Origin of the sequence: Serratia sp. CC22-02, assembly GCF_900182895.1 — a bacterium.
Classification (GTDB): domain Bacteria; phylum Pseudomonadota; class Gammaproteobacteria; order Enterobacterales; family Enterobacteriaceae; genus Serratia; species Serratia nevei.
The window spans coordinates 629,249-647,799 of record NZ_FXUD01000002.1 but is presented as its reverse complement, the minus strand read 5'-3'; the positions used below and the strand labels follow the sequence as shown (position 1 = coordinate 647,799).

22 protein-coding genes are annotated in these 18,551 nt (G+C 57.4%); 13 read left to right on the top strand and 9 right to left on the bottom strand.

The window, feature by feature from the left end; all coding sequences use genetic code 11:
* Positions 1–13: 13 nt before the first annotated feature.
* From QOL81_RS10030 to QOL81_RS10005, 6 genes are all read right to left on the bottom strand, one after another.
* Positions 14–682, bottom strand: a complete 669-nt coding sequence (locus QOL81_RS10030; RefSeq protein WP_038880871.1) for an EcpB family pilus assembly chaperone — start codon at positions 680–682, stop codon at positions 14–16.
* Between the two features lie 77 nt (positions 683–759).
* The gene (ecpA, locus tag QOL81_RS10025) at positions 760–1,347 is read right to left on the bottom strand and encodes a common pilus major fimbrillin subunit EcpA (protein WP_004939148.1); all 588 of its coding nucleotides are present in this window, start codon (positions 1,345–1,347) and stop codon (positions 760–762) included.
* Positions 1,348–1,775: 428 nt separating this feature from the next.
* Entirely contained in the window at positions 1,776–2,405 is a 630-nt protein-coding gene (locus tag QOL81_RS10020) for a helix-turn-helix transcriptional regulator (protein WP_283439799.1), read from the bottom strand.
* A 165-nt stretch (positions 2,406–2,570) separates the two neighbouring features.
* A complete protein-coding gene (locus QOL81_RS10015) occupies positions 2,571–3,410 on the bottom strand; it encodes a winged helix-turn-helix domain-containing protein (protein ID WP_102984061.1) in 840 nt (279 codons plus the stop codon).
* 528 nt (positions 3,411–3,938) lie between these two features.
* On the bottom strand, positions 3,939–5,360 hold the full coding sequence (locus QOL81_RS10010) for a heavy metal sensor histidine kinase (RefSeq protein ID WP_060421292.1): 1,422 nt from the start codon (positions 5,358–5,360) through the stop codon (positions 3,939–3,941).
* The gene (locus QOL81_RS10005) at positions 5,357–6,028 is read right to left on the bottom strand and encodes a heavy metal response regulator transcription factor (protein WP_033650568.1); all 672 of its coding nucleotides are present in this window, start codon (positions 6,026–6,028) and stop codon (positions 5,357–5,359) included. The genes QOL81_RS10010 and QOL81_RS10005 overlap by 4 nt, the downstream gene beginning before the upstream one ends.
* Before the next feature lie 140 nt (positions 6,029–6,168).
* On the opposite strand from QOL81_RS10005, the gene QOL81_RS10000 reads away from it, so the two are divergent.
* The 5 genes from QOL81_RS10000 to QOL81_RS09980 all read left to right on the top strand — a co-directional run bounded on the left by QOL81_RS10000 (position 6,169) and on the right by QOL81_RS09980 (position 9,718).
* Positions 6,169–6,795 (top strand): hypothetical protein, encoded by a 627-nt coding sequence (locus QOL81_RS10000; protein WP_060421289.1) that lies wholly within the window; start codon positions 6,169–6,171, stop codon positions 6,793–6,795.
* Between the two features lie 12 nt (positions 6,796–6,807).
* A complete protein-coding gene (locus QOL81_RS09995; protein WP_063988827.1) occupies positions 6,808–7,413 on the top strand; it encodes a cytochrome b/b6 domain-containing protein in 606 nt (201 codons plus the stop codon).
* Complete coding sequence (locus QOL81_RS09990) at positions 7,406–8,173, top strand: molybdopterin-dependent oxidoreductase (protein WP_070914010.1); 768 nt, start codon at positions 7,406–7,408, stop codon at positions 8,171–8,173. The genes QOL81_RS09995 and QOL81_RS09990 overlap by 8 nt, the downstream gene beginning before the upstream one ends.
* Positions 8,174–8,295: 122 nt before the next feature.
* Positions 8,296–8,808 (top strand): hypothetical protein, encoded by a 513-nt coding sequence (locus QOL81_RS09985; RefSeq protein ID WP_169318177.1) that lies wholly within the window; start codon positions 8,296–8,298, stop codon positions 8,806–8,808.
* A gap of 379 nt (positions 8,809–9,187) precedes the next feature.
* Entirely contained in the window at positions 9,188–9,718 is a 531-nt protein-coding gene (locus tag QOL81_RS09980; protein ID WP_055312084.1) for a GNAT family N-acetyltransferase, read from the top strand.
* Positions 9,719–9,722: 4 nt separating this feature from the next.
* Here QOL81_RS09980 and QOL81_RS09975 read toward each other — a convergent pair whose 3' ends face one another.
* Positions 9,723–10,595: a LysR family transcriptional regulator gene (locus QOL81_RS09975; protein WP_197827212.1), complete on the bottom strand. Its 873-nt coding sequence runs from the start codon at positions 10,593–10,595 to the stop codon at positions 9,723–9,725.
* Positions 10,596–10,686: 91 nt separating this feature from the next.
* Between QOL81_RS09975 and QOL81_RS09970 the strand changes: the two genes are divergently transcribed.
* A complete protein-coding gene (locus QOL81_RS09970) occupies positions 10,687–11,670 on the top strand; it encodes a nitrilase family protein (protein ID WP_047728214.1) in 984 nt (327 codons plus the stop codon).
* An 86-nt stretch (positions 11,671–11,756) separates the two neighbouring features.
* On the opposite strand, the gene ompX is transcribed toward QOL81_RS09970, so the two are convergent.
* Positions 11,757–12,275, bottom strand: coding sequence for an outer membrane protein OmpX (ompX, locus tag QOL81_RS09965; protein ID WP_019454480.1), 519 nt, complete (start codon positions 12,273–12,275; stop codon positions 11,757–11,759).
* Positions 12,276–12,674: 399 nt separating this feature from the next.
* Here ompX and rhtA point away from each other — a divergent pair, with 399 nt between their 5' ends.
* Both rhtA and nanQ read left to right on the top strand, forming a co-directional pair.
* Entirely contained in the window at positions 12,675–13,562 is an 888-nt protein-coding gene (gene rhtA, locus QOL81_RS09960; protein ID WP_038880488.1) for a threonine/homoserine exporter RhtA, read from the top strand.
* A 131-nt stretch (positions 13,563–13,693) separates the two neighbouring features.
* Positions 13,694–14,161, top strand: coding sequence for an N-acetylneuraminate anomerase (gene nanQ / locus QOL81_RS09955; RefSeq protein ID WP_047728217.1), 468 nt, complete (start codon positions 13,694–13,696; stop codon positions 14,159–14,161).
* Here the strand turns inward: nanQ and QOL81_RS09950 are convergent.
* Positions 14,143–14,688 carry an AAA family ATPase gene (locus tag QOL81_RS09950; RefSeq protein WP_283439832.1) on the bottom strand — a complete coding sequence of 182 codons (546 nt, stop codon included), beginning with the start codon at positions 14,686–14,688 and terminating at the stop codon, positions 14,143–14,145. The two genes, nanQ and QOL81_RS09950, sit on opposite strands and share 19 nt — an antisense overlap.
* Positions 14,689–15,055: 367 nt before the next feature.
* Between QOL81_RS09950 and dps the strand changes: the two genes are divergently transcribed.
* From dps to glnQ, 5 genes are all read left to right on the top strand, one after another.
* Entirely contained in the window at positions 15,056–15,559 is a 504-nt protein-coding gene (dps, locus tag QOL81_RS09945; RefSeq protein ID WP_004939215.1) for a DNA starvation/stationary phase protection protein Dps, read from the top strand.
* Between the two features lie 140 nt (positions 15,560–15,699).
* Positions 15,700–15,966, top strand: a complete 267-nt coding sequence (locus QOL81_RS09940) for a DksA/TraR family C4-type zinc finger protein (protein ID WP_038880495.1) — start codon at positions 15,700–15,702, stop codon at positions 15,964–15,966.
* Positions 15,967–16,304: 338 nt separating this feature from the next.
* The gene (gene glnH / locus QOL81_RS09935; RefSeq protein ID WP_038880498.1) at positions 16,305–17,048 is read left to right on the top strand and encodes a glutamine ABC transporter substrate-binding protein GlnH; all 744 of its coding nucleotides are present in this window, start codon (positions 16,305–16,307) and stop codon (positions 17,046–17,048) included.
* A 103-nt stretch (positions 17,049–17,151) separates the two neighbouring features.
* The gene (gene glnP, locus QOL81_RS09930) at positions 17,152–17,811 is read left to right on the top strand and encodes a glutamine ABC transporter permease GlnP (protein WP_019454487.1); all 660 of its coding nucleotides are present in this window, start codon (positions 17,152–17,154) and stop codon (positions 17,809–17,811) included.
* Entirely contained in the window at positions 17,808–18,530 is a 723-nt protein-coding gene (glnQ, locus tag QOL81_RS09925) for a glutamine ABC transporter ATP-binding protein GlnQ (protein WP_004939230.1), read from the top strand. Before glnP ends, glnQ begins: the two co-directional genes overlap by 4 nt.
* The last annotated feature ends 21 nt before the right edge of the window (positions 18,531–18,551 follow it).

Sequence of the window (18,551 nt, the reverse complement as noted above, 5' to 3'; positions counted from 1 at the left end):
GATAACGCGCGCATTACTTCACCGGGATAAACTGTTCGCCGTGCCACAGCGCGACGCGTCCTTTTTTATCGTTGACGTCAACCTTGCTGAAGGCGCGATCCTTCCCCGGCATCACAAAATAGTTTTCCTTGCAGTCGCTGCCGTCTTGCTTGTTCCTGCAATTGCCGTAGGCCACCACTTTGAACGTGGCGTTGCCGGTGTTTTTGATCCGTCCGTTGGCGAACTGATAGGCGAAGCGATCCTGCCGAGGCGCCACCACCAAAATGGTGCCGATGCGCGCCGACGTGGTGGCCACGGCATTACGCCGAGCCGAATTTTGCCCCGCCTCGCTCAGCGCCTGATCGAACCAAACGATGCGGTAGTAACGCTCCTGGGCATCATTCGGCCCCTTGTAGTAAAAGCGGATCACATCGCTGGCGTTGGCCGGCAAGATCAGGCTGGCGGGCGACAGCAGCATTTCATCCCGACTGCTCATCGGGATCACCGTGCCGGAGGCCAGGGGACTGGAAATGCGTTCGATCTTGATGGTCACCAGCCGGCCGCTGTCGGTGGTGTTTTTGATTTCCTTGCTCAGGCGCGCGCTGTCGCCAGGCATGAAGGCGCTGATCTCACCCACATCGAGCGCCAAAGCCGGCCGCAGCAGCATTAACATCAGGGTGACGGCGAGAGAAAAGCGTGTCATTGCGATATTCCACTGGCGTTGATGAGCGATAAATAGCAGGAGGTCTCCCCCCTGCCAGATGCAGATCGTTCGGGGGATTAGGAAGTCCAGGTCGCGTTGAACTCGACGCTGACGTCGCCGCTCCAGATACCTTCCGGCAGCGTGCTGAAATCCGTGACGGCGGTGGTGCCGTTTGACGTCGCGCCGATGATGCTGAAGGTGAACTGATCCTGCGCGCTAGTGCGGCCGGCCTGGTTGTAGGCGTTGGACAGGGCGCTCAGATTGCCGCCCAAAATGCCGGCGGTGGTGTCGATCATGGTGGTTTCAGCCGTTTTCCCGACCACCGCACCGTTATAGTTCACCCCGACTTCCAGCGTAGAACCGGAAGTATCCAGCTGAGTCAGCGTATTGGAGACCAGTTTTGAGGTCAGTTTGAAAGCGGTGGCCGTGGTATCGCCTTCCACGGTGACGTCAAACAGGCCTTTCTGGCTGTTGAAACCCTTAATGCCTTCTGCATAGTTGAAGGCCAGGCTGCCAATCGGCGTCACAACCAGTTTGCTGGTGGTGTCTTTCTTGGCGGTCGCAGACCAGGTTGCCAGCGCCTGAGCGGTAACGTCGGCGGCTTGAGCAGTGCTGACCGCTGCAAAGGCGGAAACGATCGCCAGAGCCAGTGTCATTTTCTTCATGGTATAACTCCCTTCAATGTTGAATATGTTTTCTTTCTTTCGTCCATTCTCAGCCAGCCGTTTGCATCACTGCGTTTAGCCAGTCTGCTTGACGCCACAAGAATATCCCCGGCCGATCAAAAAAGAATCATTAACTATTAAAGTTCAAATATTTAGATTTAAATCCCGCAATTAATGTTTTAACCCCCATCAATCACATTAAAAAGCGGGTTAAGCCTTTGATGAAAGCACAATCACATTGTGGTTTAACCCCTGCAAGGCGGTTATTGTTTAACCACAAGTACGCTCTGTTCGCCCTTCCCATGGCCGTGCAAAATTTCAGCGCCGGCGTTGTTCGCTGAGGGAAAAGATTGATTGGATTTACGCAGGGGGCAGCAGCCAATCCAGATCGGCCGCTGTAGAGAAAAAGGGGGGCTTCTCGCCCTGTGTCAGGAAGGGTATCGGGTTCTCAGGGAAAGAATAAGCCGCATAAAGCCGGCCTGATTGAGGCCCAGTTTTCGCATAATATTCAGTTTATGGGAGCTTATGGTTTTGTAACTCCGCCGGGTCACGTTGGCGATGCTGCCTGGAGATGCACCGGCAACCATCATGGCCAAAACTCGCCATTCACTGTCAGATAATGCGGCTGCCGAATGCACCAGCCGGGCGCGAATATGCGGGGAACGATAGCCGGAGAACTCACCTGCAGCCGCAATGGCGTCACTCAGGCAATGCAATGGCTCCTCCTTTGCCACTATCGCTATGCGCGCATCCGCCGCCAACAACGCTAATATACCGGGGTGTTCTACCGCGGTGAAAATCACCAAGGGAATTTCCGGCCAAACATTTTTTGCCGTCAGAACGAATCGTAATACATCATACAAATATTCTCTCTGATGATATAACTCCATAATAAGCGCGCGAGGCTTTCCCTCTTTCAATACCCCTTCCAGCTCCCTCAAAGTGTCGATAAAATAGCTGTCACTTGATTGGGTAACGAGAAATGCTTCCATTCCTCTTCTCACTAAATAGCTGGGTTCAAAAAATAGCAGCGCATCACCGAAATCGGCTTTAACCATACATAATCACCATAATGAGGTAGAAAGCGGTAGAGAAAGGGAAATACCTCTCGTAAGCGCCACACGGCAACCCGCCAAATGAAAGTCGAACGTTCTATTTCAACACTGTAATATTTTTGTCATATCCACCGCCCTTCAATCGCGTTGGGCAGCGGCGATCAATGGTCAATTAATAAACTCGGCATTGTCGCTTTCCAATCCTGAACAGATCTCCATTTTATGTTCGCGCAAGATCTTGCAACGCAGCAGGAATAAGCGGGAAATGCCGGAAATGTAAGCCCTGACCTGATTGCTGCGCACCACCAGCAAAAACTCATCGCCGCTGCATTCTCCCGTTTGGTGCGCGGCGTAAGCCAGAATGTCCCGATTCAGGCTGGCGTTGACCGTCGCCGAGGCATCAGGCAACGACATGAAAACCTTACAGTTGCCCGACTTTCCCAGGTAGCTCTCCTGCCGGGCCCCCGAGCCGCTGAAATAGGCCGTGACAGCAATAGCCATGAGGATCCCCCCCAGAACCATCGCGCTGAACATCAGCCACCCACGGCGGGAATAACCAAGATGAGAAGAGGCCCCGTCGATGACGGTGTCGGACGCCGGATTGACCGCCGCTGCGGACGCAGATCCCGGCACAGCCGCGGCAGGCTCCGCGTCGTGAATATCTTCCGCGTCCTCATAAGACTCGATGGTAATCTCATCACGCAACATAAAGCCCACTTTAGGAACCGTAACAATGACCTCATCCTCGACGCCAAGGTTTTTAATCACCCGACGCAATTTGCTGACGCACTGATTAAGATTATTATTGCTGGACACCATGCCGTAATCGTCCCAGACCTTCTTGAATATCAGTTCACGCCCTACGGCCTCGCCATGGTGGGCAATCAACAGCAACAACAACCGTTTGGAAGGACTGGATATGGATATGGGATCGTCAGAAAAATCTGTTGGGCTAAGGGTTCTGGTGTCTGCGTCAAAGAGAATATGGTCATTAAATCTATATTTCATTTTATTCACATGTTTTCACTATAGCGATCATTTATAGTTTGGCGTCAAATGTTAATGAAATATTAAATAAATATTTAATCAGGTAATTCGCGAAAATACCCAAGCACAGGCAAGAAAAACCACTCAATTAACGCCACGAAATACGCTTTGTCACCTCACCATCGTTTATATAGGATTTTTCTTGCAAACCATAACCAAAGGTTAACCAATCACCTCATTCATTGATATATTGACGCGCCAAAAACCACAAAGTTAGTTTTTTGTGTCGCAAATTATAAATTTTAAGGAAAATCATCTCAAAAAAAGACCGCAGAACTAAATTTTAATAAAAAAATAATAACACGTGAATGTTGAGCGTAATCACAGACCGCAGTCCATCCGCATTAGCCCGATGAATTAACGCGTTTGCCGCGTCGCAAATGTTAAATTTTGGGTTCAGCCAAGGCGGTGGGAAACAATAATGAAAGGAAAAACTTACGAATGGCGCCTGTCGCGTTTTTCGCAACAGGCGAAAACATTCGCGGTAGCTCATTGAACTGATGAGGGGAATATCAGGCTAAAGGTCAAGCAAGCAGAACCCCGGCCATCGGAACACTGCGCGCGAACTTCACCGCCGTGCAGCGTCATGATGGCGCGCACGATAGACAGCCCCAGCCCACTGGCATGATTGCCGGCGCTGCGCGCGGGATCGGCGCGATAGAAGCGATCGAACAGCTTTTCCAGCTGTGCCGGCGCGATCGGCGGCCCCTGATTGATAACCTGTACCCACCAGGCATCGGCGCGCCGTTCAGCCCGCAGGACGATCCGGCTGTTCTCGTCGGCATAACGTACCGCGTTAGCCACCAGGTTGCTCAACGCGCGCTGGAACAGCATCGCGTCCGCCTTCAGCGTTCCCTCACCTGCGCAGCTCAGCGCGATGCCGCGTTCTTCCGCCAGCCCCTCGAAATAATCCGCCACCCGCCGCAGCTCCAGCGCCACATCCAGCCGACTGTAGTTCAGCGCAGACTGCGCCTCGCCGGCGCGCGCCAGGAACAGGATATTTTCCACCATGCGGGAAATGCGCTCCAGCTCATCCATATTGTTCGACAGCAGGGTTTCGTACTCCTCCACGCTGCGGGGCTGGTAAAGCGCCACCTGACACTGGCCCATCAACGCCCCTACCGGAGTGCGGATCTCATGGGCCAGATCGGCGGAAAACTGCGTCAGCCGCTGATAGCCTTCATTCAACCGATCGAGCATCGCATTGAATGAACGGGTCAGCTGCTGCAACTCCTTCGGCGCCCCCTGCTCGCTCAGGCGTGTCGACAGCGTATTGGGCGCAATCTGCGCCGCCTGCGCCGCCATGCGCCATAACGGCTTCAATCCCCGGCGCATGACCCCATACCCCAGGAGCGCAATCAGCAGGAAAGCCACCGCCACCGCCGCGACGATGCGCCACAGGTAGCGCGCCAGCATCTTCTGTTCGTTGACCATCACATGCGCGGCGGAGATCTGCAACAGGCTGCCGTCTTCCAGGCGCACCATCGCTGAAGCCGCGCGCAGCGGCACCCCCTGCGCCGTTTCCCCGCCGCGCACGGCGGCCAACGTCTGCGCCTGGCCGGCCGGCGTCGGCACGATCGGCGGCAATGCCACCCCGGCCGGGTTCACGTTGATGAGCGGTTTTTGTCCCGGGATTTGGAAAATCAGCACGTCCTGTTCATTGCCCAGCATGTTTTCAAACAGGCCGTTATTGGCGGTCAGGCGAGCCAAAGGAAAGCGCTGCCCCAGCAGATGGCGGAAATACTCTACGCGCCCCGTCACCTGCAGATCGCTGCGCAGCGTCATTTCCTGGCGCATGGCGCTAAACAGATACCCGCCCGTCCCGCTCACCACCAACGCGGCCACCAGTGCGAACAGCGTGGCGGTGCGCAGCGTCAGCGATACCGGCCGACGTGACGTGCGCCCGCTCACGAGCGTGGCTCGCAAACATAGCCGATGCCGCGCACGCTGTGGATCAGCTTGACGTCGAACGGCCGGTCTATTTTGGCGCGCAGGCGTTTGATGGCCACGTCCACCACATTGGTGTCGCTGTCAAAATTCATGTCCCACACCTGAGAGGCTATTTGCGTGCGCGACAGCACTTCGCCCTCGCGCCGCACCAGCAGATGCAGCAGCATGAACTCCTTGTTGGTCAACGGGATCACCTGATCCTGGCGCACCGCCCGGCGGCGCAGCACGTCCAGCTGCAGATCGGCGATGGCGTAATGATCGGCTTCGCGCGCCGGCCCGCGGCGCAGCAAGGTGCGCAAACGCAGCACCAGTTCGGTAAACGAAAACGGTTTAATCAGATAATCGTCCGCGCCCAGCTCCAGGCCGTGGATGCGATCCTGCACGCCGTCGCGGGCGGTGAGAAACAGAATTGGCACGTCGCTTTTCTTGCGCAGCACCTCGATAATCTGCCAGCCATCCAGCCCCGGCAGCATCACATCGAGCACGATCGCATCGTAATCCTGCTCCAACGCGCGAAACAGCCCGTCGGTGCCGTTGCGCGCCAAATCGACGCCGTACCCCGCTTCCCCCAGCCCTTTCTTCAGGTAATCCCCTGTGCCGATATCGTCTTCAACTACCAGTATTCGCATGCTCGCCACCTCGTTACGTCTGCAAAAATACTAGCAGCTTCGGCGGACAAACTTGATGACATTAATGTCATCAAACGGCCATGGCGCTGACCCAATGGCTCAACCATGCTTAACCGGCAAACTCATTTCAGGAGAACGTTATGATTACCCGTCATCGTATAGCCGGTTTACTGTTATCCACCTTGCTGCTGTCCAGCGGCTTGGCCGCCGCCGCCCAAACGCCGGGCAAAGTTATCGCGCCGCTGCGCGGTACCATCAGCCAGGTGGCCGACGGCAATCTGCAGCTGACCGATCGCAAAGGCGAGACACTCAGCGTCAAGTTGAACGATCAGACCAAAGTGCTCAGCGTGTCCAAAGCCACGCTGGACGACATCAAACCGGACAGCTTTATCGGCACCGCCGCCGTGCCGCAGCCGGACGGCACGCTCAAAGCGCTGGAGGTGCACGTATTCGCCGCCAGCCTGCGCGGCACCGGCGAAGGGCACTCGGCCTGGGAATCCGCCGACGGCAAAGTGGACACCATGACCAACGGCACCGTCGGCAAACTGGTGAAATCCAACGGCCGTACCCTGACCGTCACCTACGGCAACCAGCAGAAAACCGTCGTCGTGCCGGAAGACGTGCCGATCGTGACGCTGGATCCGGGCGATTTGAGCCTGCTGAAGCCGGGCGTGCACATCGTGCTGTTCTCCGCCGTCAACGATAAGGGCGAGCGCATCGCCACCCGCATCTCCGCCGGCAAAGACGGCACCGTGCCGCCGATGTAACCGGAGAAAACCATGAAAACCAACGCGTCGCGGCCGGTGCATCGCTGGCCGGTTCGAATCACTCATTGGATCAACCTGTTCGCCATGGTGTGCATGTTCATGAGCGGTTGGGAGATCTATAACGCCTCGCCGCTGTTCGATTTCCGCTTTCCGCCACAGATGACGCTGGGCGGTTGGCTGGGCGGCGCGATTGGTTGGCATTTGGCGGTGATGTGGCTGTTGGCGCTCAACGCCGTCTGCTATTTGCTGTGGAGCCTGTTCAGCGGCCATTTTCGCCGCGATCTGTTGCCGCTGCGCGTCGGCGCGCTGCGGCAGGATATCTGGCTGGCGTTAACGCTGCGCCTGCGCCACCGGCATGGCCACTACAACGCCATTCAGAAGCTGATGTACCTCGGCGTACTGGCGCTGGGCCTATTGCTGGTGCTGTCCGGGCTGGCGATTTGGAAGCCGGTTCAGCTGCAGGGATTGGTCGCCCTGTTTGGCGGCTTCGATTTCGCGCGCTACGTGCATTTCTTCGCCATGGCCGGCATCGGCCTGTTCGTGGCGATCCACGTCTTTATGGTGATCGTCGTGCCCAAAACGCTGTGGGCGATGATAACGGGTGGCAAACATGAATGAGAAAAAGCCGCGGGCAACCGCGCCAAAACTGGAACCGGACCAAGAAAAGCAGTTGGTCAATCTGCAGCGCCGCCTGATGCTGCGTTCCGGCCTGACGCTGGGCGGTATCGCCATGCTCACCGGTTGCAACCTGCAAGACGGCGATCGGGTGGATAAGGTGCTGTGGGCCATGTCGCGCTGGAACGACCGGGTGCAGGCCTGGCTGTTCAGCGGCCAGCGGCTGGCGCAAACTTACCGGCCCGATCAGATTACCCACCCTTTCCCTTTCAACGCGTTTTACCCGGAATACAACGTCCCCGAGATCGATCTCGCCGGCTACCGGCTTGAGGTCGCCGGGAAAGTGGAGAAAAAAGCCCCCTGGACGCTGGAACAGCTGCAGCGGCTGCCGCAGCAAAGCCAGATCACGCGTCTGATCTGCATTGAGGGCTGGAGCGCGATCGGCCAATGGGGCGGCGTGCCGCTACGCACCTTTCTGCAGCACGTCGGCGCGGATCTGAATGCCGGTTACGTCGGCTTCAAATGTGCCGATCGCTACTACTCCAGCCTCGACATGGCCACCGCGCTGCACCCGCAGACCATCCTGGCGCTGGATTTCGGCGGCAAGGCGCTGCCGGCGGACTATGGTTACCCGCTGCGGCTGCGGGTGCCAACCAAGCTGGGGTTCAAAAACGCCAAACATATCGCCGCGATCTTCGTCAGCGACGTCAATCCAGGCGGGTATTGGGAGGATCAGGGCTACAACTGGTTCAGCGGCATTTAGTTTTGCGCAGCGCTGCGCATAAGCCTCATCGGCGGCTGGAGGATCTTCTCCGCCGCGGTTAATAATCTGTTCGTCACAACGGAGATAACTATAGGAAAAATAATAGTAAAAAGGATTTTATCATGGAGATTGATGTGAGGGAGTCACACACAGGGATAGCAGACACCTACAGGTATCAGATTGCAGTAAGAAAAGGTGATGGTAAAACGGCCGTCTATCATTTGGATTTCAAGAAAATTGGGCAAAGCATGCACCATTGGTTTGCCCCAGTGTATGTGGAGACGGCTCTCCTCAATAATGCTTTCTCTCTGGAGTTTTATGATGTTAAGGCGCTGAGCGACGCAAACAGGCATCAGCGCTCAGCTTTCGATACCTATACCGCAATGTATTACACCCTTCTTCAACGCGAACGCTTATTCGTAGCTGGAATCGGGGAAACCCTTCTCAAGTTTGCCTATCAGTATCATGCCAGGATCATCTTCAGCGCACCGTTAAGGCCAGCATTGGCTAAAATTTATGATTTTTTGTTGAAAAAATACGCTCATACAGGGCATTATTTATACAAAGTAGAGTTTGTAAAGGACGGCCTCTATGTCATCGAAATCCCGCGTACCCCCCATAACCTCCCATACTGACCAGCAACACGTTAAGGAACAGCGCCTGAAAGAAATGCGGGCCTTCCACGAAGAGTGGTGGGAACAAAGGCGCCGCGAATGGCGTGAACGCGGCGGTGCTGAAGCCAGTGAAGCGCCCGCCAGTGGCATCGATAGCGAACTTTCATCCTGATTCCGGTTCGTATTTCCTCTTCCCCTGCCGTCAGCAACCCAAGCCCCGCTTGCTCGATGGCCTCTTGTGCGGCGGCGGCTGGCCCCAAGACCTGGACGAAGCTGACCACCCTGCTCGGTCTTGAGCGGCTTTCTGTTCACCCGGCCGTTGTGGCTGGCGATGTGATTTCTCTGGCATACTGAACGCCGTTGTTTTTCATCGCCTTTCACCCTGTGCAGGAGCAGCAACATGACCGTAATCAACACCGCGCCAACGCTTATCACCGAACGTCTACGGCTGGACGCGCACACGCTGGACGACTTCGAGTCGCTGGCCGCATTGTGGGCCGATCCGCAGGTGGTGCGCTACATCGGCGGCACGCCGCGCGACCGGGAGGACTCCTGGGGGCGCCTGATGCGCTACGTCGGCCACTGGGCGCTGTTGGGATACGGGTATTGGGCAGTGCGTGACAAACTGAGCGGCGAGTACCTCGGCAGCATCGGCTTTTCCAACTTCCTTCGCGACATTACCCCGGCGCTCGATGCGCCGGAAATGGGCTGGACGCTGGTGAGCTCGGCGCACGGCAAAGGCTACGCCACCGAGGCACTGCGGGCGGCGCTGGCCTGGGGTAAAACGCACCTGCCGGGCGAGAAAACCGTCTGCATCATCTCGCCGGAAAACCAGGCTTCGCTGGCGCTGGCGAAAAAGGTCGGTTTCTGCGAAAGCCACCGCAGCGAGTATCACCAGAGCCCGATCGTCGTGATGCACTGCCCGCTTTGAATGCCTAAGCGCGTTGCACCGCCAACGCCGTCTGAATGAAGTTGTCCCGCAGCGCGTCCGCGCGCTGCGGATCCCAGGCGATACCGACCTGCCACTCCGTCTCTTCGCCGCTCAGCGGCAGAATGTCGATGCCAACCGGTGCGATGTGCGTGATGCTGTGCGGCAACAGCGCGACGCCAACGCCGGCGGCGACCAGCGCCAGCAGCGTCTGGATATCGCCGGCCTGCTGCACCACGTTCGGCGTCAACCGGTGAGCAGCGATAAACCGCAGCGACTGATCGCTCAGCCCGCGCCCGCGTTTCGGCGTCAGCTGCAACAGCGGCAGCTGATTGAAACGCGCCATCAGGTCGTCGGCCCGCAGCGCCAGCGCGCCCGGCGCGGCCAGCACCAGCCGGTCGCTCAGCAATGCCACGCCGCACAGCGGCGTAGTGACCGGTAAGCGCACGAACCCCGCCTGCAACTCGCCCTGCAGCAACAGCTGATACTGCCGCTCCGACGGCATGTCCTCCAGCCCAATGACCACCTCGGGAAAACGCTGGCGAAAGGCGGCCACCAGCTGCGGCGCCAGATGAAAACTGGAGAGGCCAAATCCCAGCGCCAGCCGCCCCGCTTCCCCGAGCGCTACCCGCCGGGCGCGCCGCTGAAACTGCTGGTACTGTTCCACCAGCGCCTGCGCCTCCGGGTAGAGCCGCTGCCCACCGGCGGTGAGCACCGCCCCCTGTCGGCCACGCTCGAACAGCCGAACGCCGAGCTGGGTTTCCAGCGCTTGAATCTGCTTGCTCAGCGCCGGTTGGCTGATGCACAGCAGGCTCGCCGCCTGCCGATAGTTGCCCTGTTCGGCCAGCGCCACCAGGGCGCGCAGTTGTTTTATATCCATTCCATCAGGTTATCGAATAGGGAATTTAATTGATTATACAGTAATCAATCCACCTGCTGTAATCAACGCAGACCCCAACCGGAGAGACACCATGACCCCTTCACTTCGCGCCGCCACGGTGCAATTCCAGCATCGCGCCAACGATAAGAATTACAACCTGTCGACCATGGAACGCTTTATCACGGAGGCGGCCGAGCAGCAGATACAGCTGCTGGCCTTCCCGGAAATGTGCATCACCGGCTATTGGCACGTGCGCCATCTGTCCGACGCCGAGGTGCGCGCGCTGGCGGAGCCGATCGCGAGCAGCCCTTCTCTGGCGCGCATTCGCCCGCTGGCGGAGCGTTACAACATGGCGATCGGCGTCGGGCTGATCGAGCTGGGCGACGACGGCCGTTGCTACAACGCCTATGCCGTTTGTCTGCCGGACGGCGAGCTGCATGTGCACCGTAAACTGCACGCCTTCGAACACCCGGCTATCGCCAGCGGCGACCGCTACACGGTGTTCGATACCCCCTGGGGCGTGCGCGTGGGCGTCTTGATCTGCTGGGACAACAATCTGGTGGAGAATGTGCGCGCCACGGCGCTGCTGGGTGCGGAGGTGTTGATCGCCCCGCACCAGACCGGCGGCACCCATTCGCGCAGCCCGCACGGCATGAAGCCGATCCCGCAGGCGCTGTGGCAACGGCGTGCGGAAGATCCGCAGGCGATAGAAGCCGCCTTTCGCGGCGAACACGGCCGCGGCTGGCTGATGCGCTGGCTACCGTCGCGCGCTCACGACAACGGGCTGTTCTTGCTGTTCAGCAACGGCGTGGGCCGCGATGACGATGAGATACGCACCGGCAACGCGATGATCCTCGATCCTTACGGCCGCATCGTGGCAGAGACCTGGGCGGCGGAAGACCGGATGGTCAGCGCCGAACTCGATCTGACGCTGATCCCGCTCAGCACCGGCCGCCGCTGGATTTACGGACGCCGCCCCGAGCTGTACGGGCTATTGACCGAACCACAAGGCTATGAGCGCGATGCCCGCAGCGCACGCTTTTCAACGCAGCCGACGGGGCGAGGCGGCCGATAACAGATAAAAAAAATCCGCCCGGAGGCGGATTTTTTATCGGTGCGGCAAAATCTGCCGCAGGTTCATGCCCGCAGGCACGAACACACTTAGAAGCGGTAGCCTACGCCAACGTTCCAGGTGCCAACGTCAACGCTACGAATGCGGTTCTGCTCGTAACCGACATCCAGGGCAACGTTCTCGATTGGGTTGAACTGCAGACCGGCACCGTAGGTGAAGCCGTAGTCAGCGGTGTCGTGACGAGAAGTACCGTTCTGAGCGTTGGTAGTGAATTTACCGTAACCCAGGCCAACCAGACCGTAGATGCTCGCCCAGTCATTGATGCGGTATGCTGGACCGGCAGAGATAGAGTTGTACTGAGCTTTGTTGTAGAAACCGTCCTGAGAACCGTCCTTTTCCAGGTGGGTAAAGGAACCGATTACGCCCAGTGGGTTGTTGTCGAACTCGTAACGGTATTTCAGGTTGAAACCGTCGGCCTTGTTAGCAACGCCTTGGAAATCACCCTGCGCATAGCCAGCGGATACGGTGCTCTGACCAGCGAATGCGGTACCTGCGCTAACTGCTAATACGCAAGCTGCTACTGCGGAAAGACATGCAATTTTTTTCATAACCACCTCAAACGCGTTTTATTATTAAGTACATCCATTTGTTCATGCTTTGAAAATATAACAAAAATTAGCGTGAAACTCTGCCTTGAAATGAGTGTCTAATGCTTTATATCGTGTAACAGAAGATTTCAAGAACAGTGTATCTTCTTCTTTTCGCTCTATTTTCGGCCGTATTCTACGGCTTTCTGTGACAAAAATCACCTATTTAATATCCAGATAATTCTTAAGAAAAAGCGCACTTTTTGACCAAATCCGCCACATCTCATCCGAGGATCGGCGGATTTCACCGCGATGCGCGCTTTTCTCAGACAGATTTTCGCATTTCATTTACACTGCTCGCATCCCCGTTTCGACCGTTTTCTCAAGGCTGAGGAACGGCGCATAAAAGGCCCGTTAAGGATGTCGTTACCTACTTCCGGCAGAGCGCCCTCCGCGCTGCTGCCTATCTGTCTGTTAATCATCGCCATGGTGTCTATCCAGAGCGGTGCCTCGTTGGCCAAAAGTCTGTTCCCGATCGTGGGCGCGGAAGGCATCACCACGCTGCGCCTTTTCATCGGCACCCTGATTTTGTTCATCATCTTCCGCCCGTGGCGCATGCGCCTCGCCGCCGGCAGCCGCTTGCCGCTGCTGATTTACGGCCTGTCACTCGGCGCGATGAACTACCTGTTTTACCTGTCGCTGCGCACCGTGCCGCTCGGCATCGCCGTGGCGCTGGAGTTTACCGGCCCGCTGGCGGTGGCCATGTTCTCCTCGCGGCGGCCGATCGACTTCCTCTGGGTGGCATTGGCGATCGCCGGGCTGTGGTTCCTGCTGCCGCTCGGCCACGGCGTGGGGGGGATCGATCCGTTCGGTGCCGCCTGCGCGCTCGGCGCCGGCGCCTGCTGGGCGGTCTATATCATCTTCGGCCAGAAGGCCGGCGGCGATCACGGCCCCGGCACGGTGGCGCTCGGTTCGCTGATCGCCGCGCTGGTGTTCTGCCCGATCGGCGCCTGGCAAACCGGCAGCGTGCTGTTCAACCTCGATATTCTGCCGGTGGCGCTGGCGGTAGCGATCCTCTCCACCGCGCTGCCTTATTCGCTGGAGATCATCGCGCTGCCCAAAATCCCGGCGCGCACCTTCGGCACCTTAATGAGCCTGGAACCGGCCATGGCGGCGCTGTCCGGCATGCTGTTCCTCGGCGAACACCTGAGCGGCGTGCAATGGCTGGCGCTGGCGGCCATCATCGCCGCCTCCATGGGCTCCGCCCTGACCATCCGCCCTAAACCGCGCCTCGAAAGCCTTTCCTGATCGCCAACCCGCCTGCCGACCGCAACGCCGGAATGCAGGCGGGTTAACTGTTTTCCTCGTGACAAGTCGGCATACTTCCCCTTAGCCTGTACCGCAGGCACTTTGGACTTTCGCTCACATGGAGAATAACAGTGATTCACAACAGCCTGTTCAACCCACGCTTCGGCCGCGGACTCGCGCCGGCGCTGGTTTCAACCCTGACCGAGTTGCGTCGATGCGACCTGCCCGAACTGGCCCCGGGCCATCACCCGATCGACGGCGATAACATCTTTATGGATGTCATGACGCTGACCACTACGCCGGCGGCGCAGAAGCGCGCCGAGATGCATCAGGAGTACATCGCGCTCCATCTGCTGATCAGCGGTGAAGAGCGCATCGAATACGGTCTGGCGGGCGACGGGCATCGCGAACAGCCCCACGCAGAAAATAGCGACCTTCTGCTGCTGGACATCAAACGCCATCCGCAAACGCTGCACATGACGCACGGCATGTTCGCGATCTTTTTCCAAATGGAGCCGCACAAAACCGGCTGCCTGTGGCAGCGGCCGCAGCACATCAAGAAAGCGGTGGTGAGGATCCATCACCGCCTGCTGCTGTGACCCTGCGGCAACGCCCGTAAAAAATCGGCGGCCTGGCGGGGAGAGCGCAAGCGTATGAAGCAGCGCCCGGCGCCGGCCATTTCCGCCAGGTATTTTCGCCGATTTTTGGCGTAGGTGCGGATCGTCCAAAGTACGATCGACTCGCGGCTGAAGAAAGAACGGCGAAAACTTTCCCGGTTGCCGGTGCCCGGCCACAGCTCACGTTTGCTGGCCGCGCGTCGGCACGCGCGGCGCACGGCTTGCCACAGCGTGCGTCCGAAACCGTAGTCCAGCCACAGGATATAGTCGACCTCGCGCCACTTGATCGGCTGCGCGCGGCTGTAGTTGCCGTCCAGCACCCAGCCTTCGCCCGCTTCGGCCAGCGCCTGCTCAAGCCGCGCCAGGAATGCGTCATCGGGCGTTCCCTGCCACTCGGGCCGCCAATAGAGCCTGTCCATCTCGATATAGGGCACGTCAAGCCGTTCCGCCAGTTGACGCGCCAGGGTGCTTTTACCGCTGCCGCTGGTGCCGACGACGTTAATTTTCATCACTCGCCACTCATAGAGAGGGGATAATCTCCCTACTGTAACTGCATCAATTACGGCTATCAATCTGAATAGGCTTAAAATTAACACCGCGATAACAAAGTGGATATTATTCTGAGGCCGGCATGCTCAATGAAAATAAAATAACAGGGATAAACCGTCACTGCGGTAAATAATAAACCTGCAACAAAAAACAAAAAAACCAATAAAAATCAATTTCATTAATCAAAAACAAAAGCCACATTAAAATATTGCCATTAGGCTAATCCTATTTGTGCAATAGCCATTTTCGTACGGCAAAAATAAATACCCCTGCTATAATTGATCCCGTAACGAAATAGGACAACGACTAATCAAGAGGATATCTGATATGAGTACCGCTAAACTGGTGAAAACGAAATCTTCTGATCTGCTGTATACCCGTAACGATCTGGACGAAAAAGTCAAACTGGCCGCCATCAAGGCGCTGAACCATCAGGTCGTGCAATTTATCGATCTTTCGCTGATCACCAAACAGGCGCACTGGAACATGCGCGGCGCGAACTTCATCGCGGTCCATGAAATGCTGGACGGCTTCCGCACTGCCATCATCGAGCATCAGGACACCTTCGCCGAGCGCGTGGTGCAGTTGGGCGGCGTCGCACTGGGCACCGTACAGGTGGTCAACGATCGCACGCCGCTGAAAAGCTATCCGACCAATATCCACAGCGTGCAGGAGCACCTGAAAGCGCTGGCCGATCGCTACGGCGCGGTAGCGAATGACATCCGCAAGGCGATTACCGAAGTGGAAGACGAAGACACCGCCGACATGTTCACCGCCGCCTCGCGCGATCTGGACAAGTTCCTGTGGTTCATCGAATCCAATATCGAATAACGCGAAAGCGTTGCAGAGCGCCCGTCGTTCCGGGCAGAACAGGCTGGGCTTTGCCCGGCCTGTTTTCTTTTGCGCGACCGTTGCATTGTACAAAAAACGGCCCATATTAAACGGTAAGGTTCCCTTGTCAGGAGGTAATGATGGCCAGCGGCTGGGCGGCGGACGGCGCCGTACAAGATCAGATTGATTCCACCGTCGACGATGCGGTGCAGCGCGCGCGTGAAGCGCTCGGGCACGGCGAGAGCGAACGCTATTGCCAGGAATGCGGAGAGGCGATCCCCGAGGCGCGCCGCAAGGCGTTAACGGGCGTGCGTTTTTGCCTCGCCTGCCAGACCGAACAAGACAAAAAACATGCGGCCGCCAGCCTGTACAATCGGCGCGGCAGCAAAGACAGCCAGTTGCGCTAGCATTATCTGCTCTCCCTTTTGTGCCCTCGCGGCCCCGCTTGCACCGTCAGTGCATCATGAAAGTTAGAGTTAGTTATCAATATTGAAGCAAAAACGTTAAAGAACGGTTGTTTCACAGCCAAAATTTGGTTAATGATAGCCCCGTGCACCAAGATAATTCTTACGCACCATTTTGGTGCCTCACCTTGGTGCATAACCATAACAATTCGCCTTTCCGGCACAACATCACGCACTAACTCTTTGTTTTTATAGTAGTTGAAAACATGGCACGATTTTTTCATGGCACCAACTGCAATATAAAAAATGGGTAATCCGCAACCTGTACAGGAATTCCTCTCATGAAGTCGATTTTTAAAGTCTCCCTGGCCGCACTCTCTCTGGCCTTTGCCGTAAGTTCCCACGCAGCAGACAAACTGGTGGTCGCCACCGACACCGCTTTCGTTCCTTTTGAGTTCAAACAAGGCGACAAATACGTCGGCTTCGACATCGACCTGTGGGCCGCCGTCGCCAAAGAGCTGAAGCTGGACTACACCCTGAAACCGATGGACTTCGGCGGCATCATTCCGGCGCTGCAGACCAAAAACGTCGACCTGGCGCTGGCCGGCATCACCATCACCGATGAGCGCAAAAAAGCCATCGACTTCTCCGACGGCTACTACAAGAGCGGCCTGCTGGTGATGGTCAACGCCGACAACAACAGCGTGAAAAGCATCGACGATCTGAACGGCAAAGTGGTGGCGGTGAAGAGCGGCACCGGCTCGGTGGATTACGCCAAGCAGCACATCAAAACCAAGGATCTGCGCCAGTTCCCTAACATCGACAACGCCTACATGGAACTGGGCACCAAGCGCGCCGATGCGGTGCTGCACGACACGCCAAACATCCTATACTTCATTAAGACGGCCGGCGCCGGCAAGTTCAAAACCGTAGGCGATTCGCTGGAAGCACAGCAGTATGGCATCGCCTTCCCTAAAGGCAGCGACGAGCTGCGCGAGAAGGTGAACGGTGCGCTGAAAACCCTGCGCGCGAACGGCACCTATAACGAGATCTACAAGAAGTGGTTCGGCACCGAACCTAAGTAAGCTGTGAATTTGGCAAGCTATTAACTTAAGCACAGGGGGTCGCTTAACCCCCTGCGCTTCGTTGTATCTGATACCCACGTTTGGGATCACCGGGAGAAATATCATGCAGTTCGACTGGAGCGCCATCTGGCCCGCCATTCCTATCTTGTTAGAGGGCGCCAAAATGACCCTGTGGATTTCGGTCCTCGGTCTGATTGGCGGCCTGATCATCGGCCTCGTCGCCGGCTTTGCCCGCACCTACGGCGGTTGGATCGCCAACCACATCGCGTTGGTGTTTATCGAAGTAATTCGCGGCACGCCGATCGTGGTACAGGTGATGTTCATCTACTTCGCCCTGCCGATGGCATTTAGCGACTTGCGCATCGATCCGTTCACCGCGGCGGTGGTAACCATCATGATCAACTCCGGCGCCTACATCGCGGAAATCACCCGCGGCGCGGTGCTGTCGATTCATAACGGTTTCCGCGAGGCCGGCCTGGCGCTCGGCCTGTCGCGCCGCGAAACCATCCGCTACGTCATTATGCCGCTGGCGCTGCGCCGCATGCTGCCGCCGCTGGGCAACCAGTGGATCATCAGCATCAAAGACACCTCGCTGTTCATCGTGATCGGCGTGGCGGAGCTGACCCGTCAGGGTCAGGAAATTATTGCCGGTAACTTCCGCGCGCTGGAAATCTGGAGCGCCGTGGCGGTTATCTATCTGATTATTACCCTGGTGCTGAGCTTCGTGCTGCGTCGTCTGGAAAGAAGGATGAAAATCCTGTGATTGAATTTAAAAACGTCTCCAAGCATTTTGGCCAAACCCAGGTGCTGCACAACATCGATTTGAAGATCGACAAAGGCGAAGTGGTGGTGATCATCGGGCCGTCGGGCTCCGGTAAATCCACCCTGCTGCGCTGCATCAACAAGTTGGAAGAAGTCACCAGCGGCGATCTGATCGTCGACGGCCTGAAAGCCAACGATCCGAAAGTGGACGATCGGTTGATCCGCCAGGAAGCCGGCATGGTGTTCCAGCAGTTCTACCTGTTCCCGCACCTGACGGCGCTGGAAAACGTCGCCTTCGGCCCGATCCGCGTGCGCGGCGCGAAGAAGTCCGATGCGGAAAAGCTGGCGCGCGAGCTGCTGGCCAAGGTCGGTCTGGCGGAGCGTGCCCACCACTACCCGTCCGAACTGTCGGGCGGCCAGCAGCAACGCGTGGCGATTGCGCGCGCGCTGGCGGTGAAGCCGAAAATGATGCTGTTCGACGAACCGACCTCCGCGCTCGATCCGGAGCTGCGCCACGAAGTGCTGAAGGTGATGCAGGATCTGGCCGAGGAAGGCATGACGATGGTCATCGTCACCCACGAAGTCGGCTTTGCCGAAAAAGTGGCGTCGCGCCTGATCTTTATCGATAAGGGCCGGATTGCCGAAGACGGCAACCCGCACGATCTGATCAACCATCCGCCAAGCCCGCGTCTGCAGGAATTCCTGCAGCACGTGTCCTGATCCCGGCGGTTTAACGGCGGG